We start from the raw sequence: 5470 nt of genomic DNA, 5'->3' as shown, positions 1-5470 counted from the left end.
CAGCCCGAACGCGTTCTCAGCGGCAGCGATCCGCTGCTCATCACGGAAGTCGTCGAGCAGGTGGTCCTCGCCGGGTTTCCCGTCACCGCGGAAGGTCAGGGTGGTGGTGCCGGCTCGGGCTGCGTACTCCCACTCCGCCTCGCTGGGCAGCCGGAACGGCAAAGCGTCGAGCAGGTCGTCCAGGTCATCTTCGATCCGTGCCGTGCCGGAGTCCGCGTCGGCGTAGTCGTCCTCGTACTCAGGCAACCAGTGCTGGACCTGCGCGACCGTCATCGGATGCCGGGCGATCAGGAATGGCGCGACCCGCACCTCGCGTACCGGCTGGGCGGCACCGGCACCGGCGAAGAACGGCTCAAGAGAGTCCTCGGCCCCTCCACTGCGCCCAATCGCGCGCACCGCCGCCAGTTCCCCCTCGGACAGACCCATCCGGAACGTCCCACCCGGCACCTTCCGAAAAACCATGCCGGACGGGATATGCCGCCAGGCCGGCCGCTCGGCCACGACTTCCTCGCTCCACACAATGCCGAACGCTAACAGCCCGAGCACTTGGACGAGCACAAGCACTCAGACGGCACACACGCTCATCGGTAGTTCAGGCCGCAGGAGAGGGAGGATGCTGGCCACCCAGCGTGACGGTGCTCTGCTGGCCCACGCGCACGATCGGCGGCAGATGAGCACGGCCGACAAGCCTGCATGCGTTGTATGCGACAGCAGCGCCGCAATTCTGAGGCGGGTTCGCCTCAGAATTTCAGGCGGAGCCGCCGTCGCCTTGATCAAGCCTGGACGGCGTAATATGGACCACCCCGCTCGGCGCGTATGCAAACCAACTGTTTCCATTGGCAATTAACGACGCATCGCCGCGCCCGCCTGCCGTCCAGCGTCTCGCGATAGATTTCGTCGCCCGACGTGCGTGAGATAAAAGATATGCAGCCACGGCGGCAAAAAGGAGCGTTACAAAGATGATGACACCGAAGAACGTCAGATCGCTGATGTAAAACTTGCCTACAATCCAAATGGCCAGCGACGCCGCCCCCGTAAGGGTTGTTATGATCAAGATTGCGGCAAGGCCGAACAAGAATGGTGCCACATGCATCTGATCGTCGCGGTTCAGCGCAACGTCCCGACGCTGGTACACAACGTCGGTCTCCTCATTGCGAAGCTTGGCACCTCCCCAGCTATGCCAAGTTCCTCCGTCTGCTGCGAAGGCGAATCCGACGGAGTCACCAGGGTCCAAGTGCCCAATCTTGTATCGCGGACCCACGAAGTTGGGATCCTCGTCCGTAATGTCCCGCACCCCCATCTCCGGCTCAGGCCTAGGGTCCAATTCCTGCTGTAGAATTTGAGCATCTTGCGGAAATGCGAACCGCACCAACTGGTTCTTAATTGAGGTATTTCCAGTATTAGTTACCGTGTAACGAACAGTGATCAACCGGTCAACTTCCCTGCCGCGATAGCTTATCTTTATGCGCTCGGCCTGCGTTGCGCCATAGCTGAGTTCTGGCTGTTCAATCTTTAAATCCCATGCCAGTACGGTCCTTGATCCGCGTTTTGACTTGACTATCTCCAGAAGATAGCCGCTCACAAACCCCAATAATGCAGCAACCACAGGGATGATCAGCTTACTCGACGACCAGTCCGCAGAGCCTTCCGAGGTGGCCGCCAAGAGGAAAGATGACATGCGGGCAATCTACAAGAGATTGACGGCTAGAGCAGGTAGAGTCTCGTCAGGTTTCGACCGAAAAAGGCGTTATGGCGGACTTCTAAAGGTATGCCGGCTCCATCATCTCGTCGGCGTTCGCACTCATCTCGACAGATCCGCATGCCGAGGGGCGGCCGAGCTCGGCAATACCCGTCACGCAACGTCACCGAGTTGGACCGCCGCCAGATCAGGCGGCGAGTTGCCGGACGTAGACCGAACTCGGCGCCGGTGTGCAGATGCAGCCGTACCTACCTGGTCGCTCTCGGCCTTGATGCGCCGGACGTGCTCCTCGGTGTGAGCCCGCAGCAGTTCCGCCACGGTGGCCGCCGCGGCTCGATGACCATCAGTTCGCCGAGAAGCCCGCAGGCGTGGATCGACTCGTGGGCGCGTCTCTTGGCTTCGGGGTTCTCGATGTGCGCGGCGGGTGGGATGCCGGCTGCTGGGTTGGCGGGCAGCAGGCCGGCGCTGGTGCCGGTGTCGTGCCACAGGTGCTCGGGATGGAACACGTAGCCGGTCGTCATGACGGTTGCCTCCGGAGTGCGGTAGACGGCGCCGGAACGGGAACCTGCGGGGAGGTGCTGGTGCGCGATTCACTCGCGGGCCGGGTGCGGGGGATCCTTCTGGGAGGTGTGGCGGCGGCGAGGTCGGCGACGAAGGCGTCGATCTGTCCATGGGTGATGCCGGGCATGCAGATGATGTGGCTGGTGTCGCCGTCGGTGGCGAGCAGCCACTTCTTGCGGACGGGTTCGGGTGGGGTGGGCAGGACGACGGTGAAGGCGTGTGGGTGCCGCCATGCCCGCCAGCCGATCTGGGTGAGCTGGTCGGCGGTGTAGGCGGCGAGGCGGCGGGCTTCGGTGGCGCGCCAGCGGTGGCCTTCGCGGCCTTGGGTGGCGATGGCGTGCCACAGCAGCGCGGCGGCCAGCCCGCAGCGGGAGCCGGTGATGGTGGTGTCGAGGGTGGCGGTGTAGGCGACGGGGCTGGCGTGGGTGCGGGCGCTGTCGCGGATGAGGACGACTCCGCACGGGGTCGGCACACTGAGGAACTTGTGCCCACTGATGGCGATGCTGCTGATGCCGGCGGCATCATCGAGGCGAAGCCGGCCGTCGAGAGCGAGCGGGATGCCGGACAGGGCCGCGTCGACGTGCAGGTGTCCGTCAACGCCGTACTCGTCGAGGACGGCACGGATGCGGGTGGTGTCGTCCACCGCTTCGGTCATGGTGGTGCCGGCGGTGGCCACCACGATGGCGGGCCACCGCCTGCGTCGGCGGACCTGCGCGGCGAGATGCGTGTAGTCCATCTCCCCGTCCGGTTGGGCCTTGATCACCACACCACGCGCCCCAAGTAGTCCCACCGCCTTGGGGATGGAGTAGTGCGCGGTGGTCGAGTAGTAGACGCGGGCCGTGGGATGGCGGCGGCGGGCGGCGTGCAGGGCGGACAGGTTGCCTTTCGGTGCCGCCCGTGGTGACGTAGCCCCACCGATCCTCGGCGGGCATGGACAGGGTGTCGGCGACCCAGGCGACGACGGCCCGCTCCAGCATCCGCGTGTGGGCTGTCCCGCCGGTGTCGGTCGGGTCGCCGATGTTGTTCCACAACCGGGTGCCGAGGCGGGCCATGATCTCGCTCTGGTCGAGGTCCACGGCGCCGGGAAACCCGATGCTCGTCGCCGCGGCGGCGTCGGCCTCGCTCACCAGGTGGTCGAGCACGCTGGTGACGTCGAGCGGCGCGCGGCTCAGATCAGCGGCGTCGGCCAGGTCGAGGGTGGAGGTGTGGGTCACGCTGGCCGCCCGGCGAGCAGGTGGTTGGTGAGGGTGTGGTGCAGCGCGCCGAGCTGCCGCCATACCTCGCGGGTGGCGTCGTCGCACTGCTCGATGAGGGTGGCGTGGGGGTTGTAGTAGCTGATCCGTTCGGGGTCGAGGGTCTTGGTGCAGCGGATCCCGTCGACTCCGAGGCGGGCGCGGGGATCGCGGTCGACGTGCAGGGCGGTGCCGTCGGTCAACAGCGCGTAGCACTGGCCTTTGAGGTCGAACACCGACATGTGGCGGCTGGCGGCAGAAGGTTCGCGCAGTGTTCGGGCGAGCTGGTCCCAGCGGCCTTGGTCGGAGTCGAGGGTGGTGACGCCGACGCCGACGTATGTCGCTCCGGCGGGTGGGCTCATGTTTCCGCCGTTGACCATGGAGACCGTCCGGGCCGAGGGGATGAAAAACGGAAAAACAGCGGCAGCCGCGCGGGCGATGTTGTCCCTCGCCACGTCTGCCAGGTCGGCCAGCAGGCGAGGGAGAAAAAACCGATTCCGGGGAGGCCAGCCACAGCCGGTAGGCGGTGTGCAGCTTGTAGCCGTGCGGCTCGGCCGGGGCCTCGGAGGTGAAGAACAGCATCACCCCGTGCGGGCCGAGCGCGTCGCGTTGCCCGAACCGCTGGTCGGCCTCGACCATGTGGCCGGTGTTGAGCCGTTTGCACCGGTACGCGACCTGTCGGCGCAGGTCCGCCCGCCGCCACGCCTCAGCCGAGGGTCCATCGCCGCCCTGCGGATACGGGTGTGGGTGCTGCGCAGGCGGGGGTGGGGCGACCCGGGTGTCGGGCGGTCGTTGGTAGTCGTCTGGGGCGGGGGCCGCGCGGTAGCCGGGTGGCGGTGGGTAGTCCGCTGGCCGGCGCGGGCCAGGAGCGGGTGGTGCCGGCGGCGGCTGGTCAGGCCGCCAGCCGGGATGGAGGGGATCGACCCCGTAGCGCCCACGGGGTGTGGGCATGGCCGCATAGGTTCTCATCGCATGCCCTTTCAGATCGAGACGTTGATGGCGTCGGGAACGGCGTGCGTCTTCGGGGTGCCGTGGCCGATACCGGCGTAGACCTCCGGACGCGACTGCCGCAGCCGCCCAGCCCACACCCCACCCGCGACAGCGGTGGCGGCGAGGATCGCGGGCAGCAGGAACGGATACAGCGACCCGGGCGCGGCACCGAGCAGGGAGCCGACATTGCCGACCATCAGGACCAGCACCACCGACCCGCCGGCCACGCCCAAGCCGGGCGCGAGCCGCCACTGCCACACGCCCGCCTGTGGGCCGCGCACGCTGGCCGGGGCCGTCATCGCGGCCACCGACGCGGCCAGCAGCAGACACAGCAAGCCCATCGCACCCAACGTCGACAGCCAGGTGAACATCACGACGAGGGGGTCGGCACCGCTGGCCGCGAACGCGGCCACCACGACCGCCGCCACGGCGGTCTGCGTCACTGAGCCGCCGCGCGGCGCACTTACCCGCGTGCCGCTGCCGGTCTGTGCCAGCCCGGCGGGCAGGACACCTTCGCGGGCCATCGCGAACACGTACCGGGCGACCACACTGTGGAAGGCCAGCATCGAGGTGACGACCGCGAACACCAACATCACACTCGCCAGAGCGGCCCACCAGCCACCGAGGCGGTCCAGGACCGTAAACGGCAGCCCCGCCGCCGGATCAGCAGCCGCTTGCGCGACAGCGTGCGGGCCGACCGCCACTCCCATCGCCCACGCCGCCGCCGCATACACCCCACCGAGCACGAGCGCCCCAGCGATCGTGGCCCGGCTGACCGACCGGCGGTCCGTGGCTTCCTCGACGAACGACCCCGGCGCGTCAACACCCATGAAGGCGGCCACGCAGAACGCGATGGCGCCACCGATGCCGCCTACGGCCAGCCCAGAGGCGTCAAAGCCCTCCCAGGACAATCCGCCGCCCGCCGGCTGCCCGAGCCCGGCGAGGACGAACACCGCCACGATCAGCAGCGACACCGCGAGAACGGTGG

At 67.6% G+C, this 5470-nt stretch carries 4 protein-coding genes and 1 pseudogene; all 5 read right to left on the bottom strand.

The annotated features are described in order from the left end of the window. Positions 1-519 (bottom strand): SUMF1/EgtB/PvdO family nonheme iron enzyme (locus MCAG_RS29370; protein WP_036378410.1); only part of this gene is annotated, 519 nt, incomplete at its 3' end. 229 nt (positions 520-748) lie between these two features. After that, on the bottom strand, positions 749-1678 hold the full coding sequence (locus MCAG_RS33125; RefSeq protein WP_007076566.1) for a hypothetical protein: 930 nt from the start codon (positions 1676-1678) through the stop codon (positions 749-751). Between the two features lie 538 nt (positions 1679-2216). Further along, positions 2217-3474, bottom strand: a pseudogene (locus MCAG_RS29365) (histidine decarboxylase). Continuing rightward, positions 3471-3947: a hypothetical protein gene (locus MCAG_RS29360; RefSeq protein WP_232290441.1), complete on the bottom strand. Its 477-nt coding sequence runs from the start codon at positions 3945-3947 to the stop codon at positions 3471-3473. Before MCAG_RS29360 ends, MCAG_RS29365 begins: the two are co-directional and overlap by 4 nt. Positions 3948-4472: 525 nt before the next feature. Then, the coding region (locus tag MCAG_RS29355) for an APC family permease (protein WP_036378408.1) at positions 4473-5470 on the bottom strand (998 nt) is incomplete at its 5' end.

This window comes from Micromonospora sp. ATCC 39149, from assembly GCF_000158815.1.
Lineage (GTDB): Bacteria > Actinomycetota > Actinomycetes > Mycobacteriales > Micromonosporaceae > Micromonospora.
This window is presented reverse-complemented; position numbering and strand designations above follow the sequence as displayed.

Bases quoted from the DNA above. Each gene is read 5' to 3' on its own strand.
- MCAG_RS33125 (WP_007076566.1), bottom strand. From the start codon at position 1,678: ATGTCATCTTTCCTCTTGGCGGCCACCTCGGAAGGCTCTGCGGACTGG.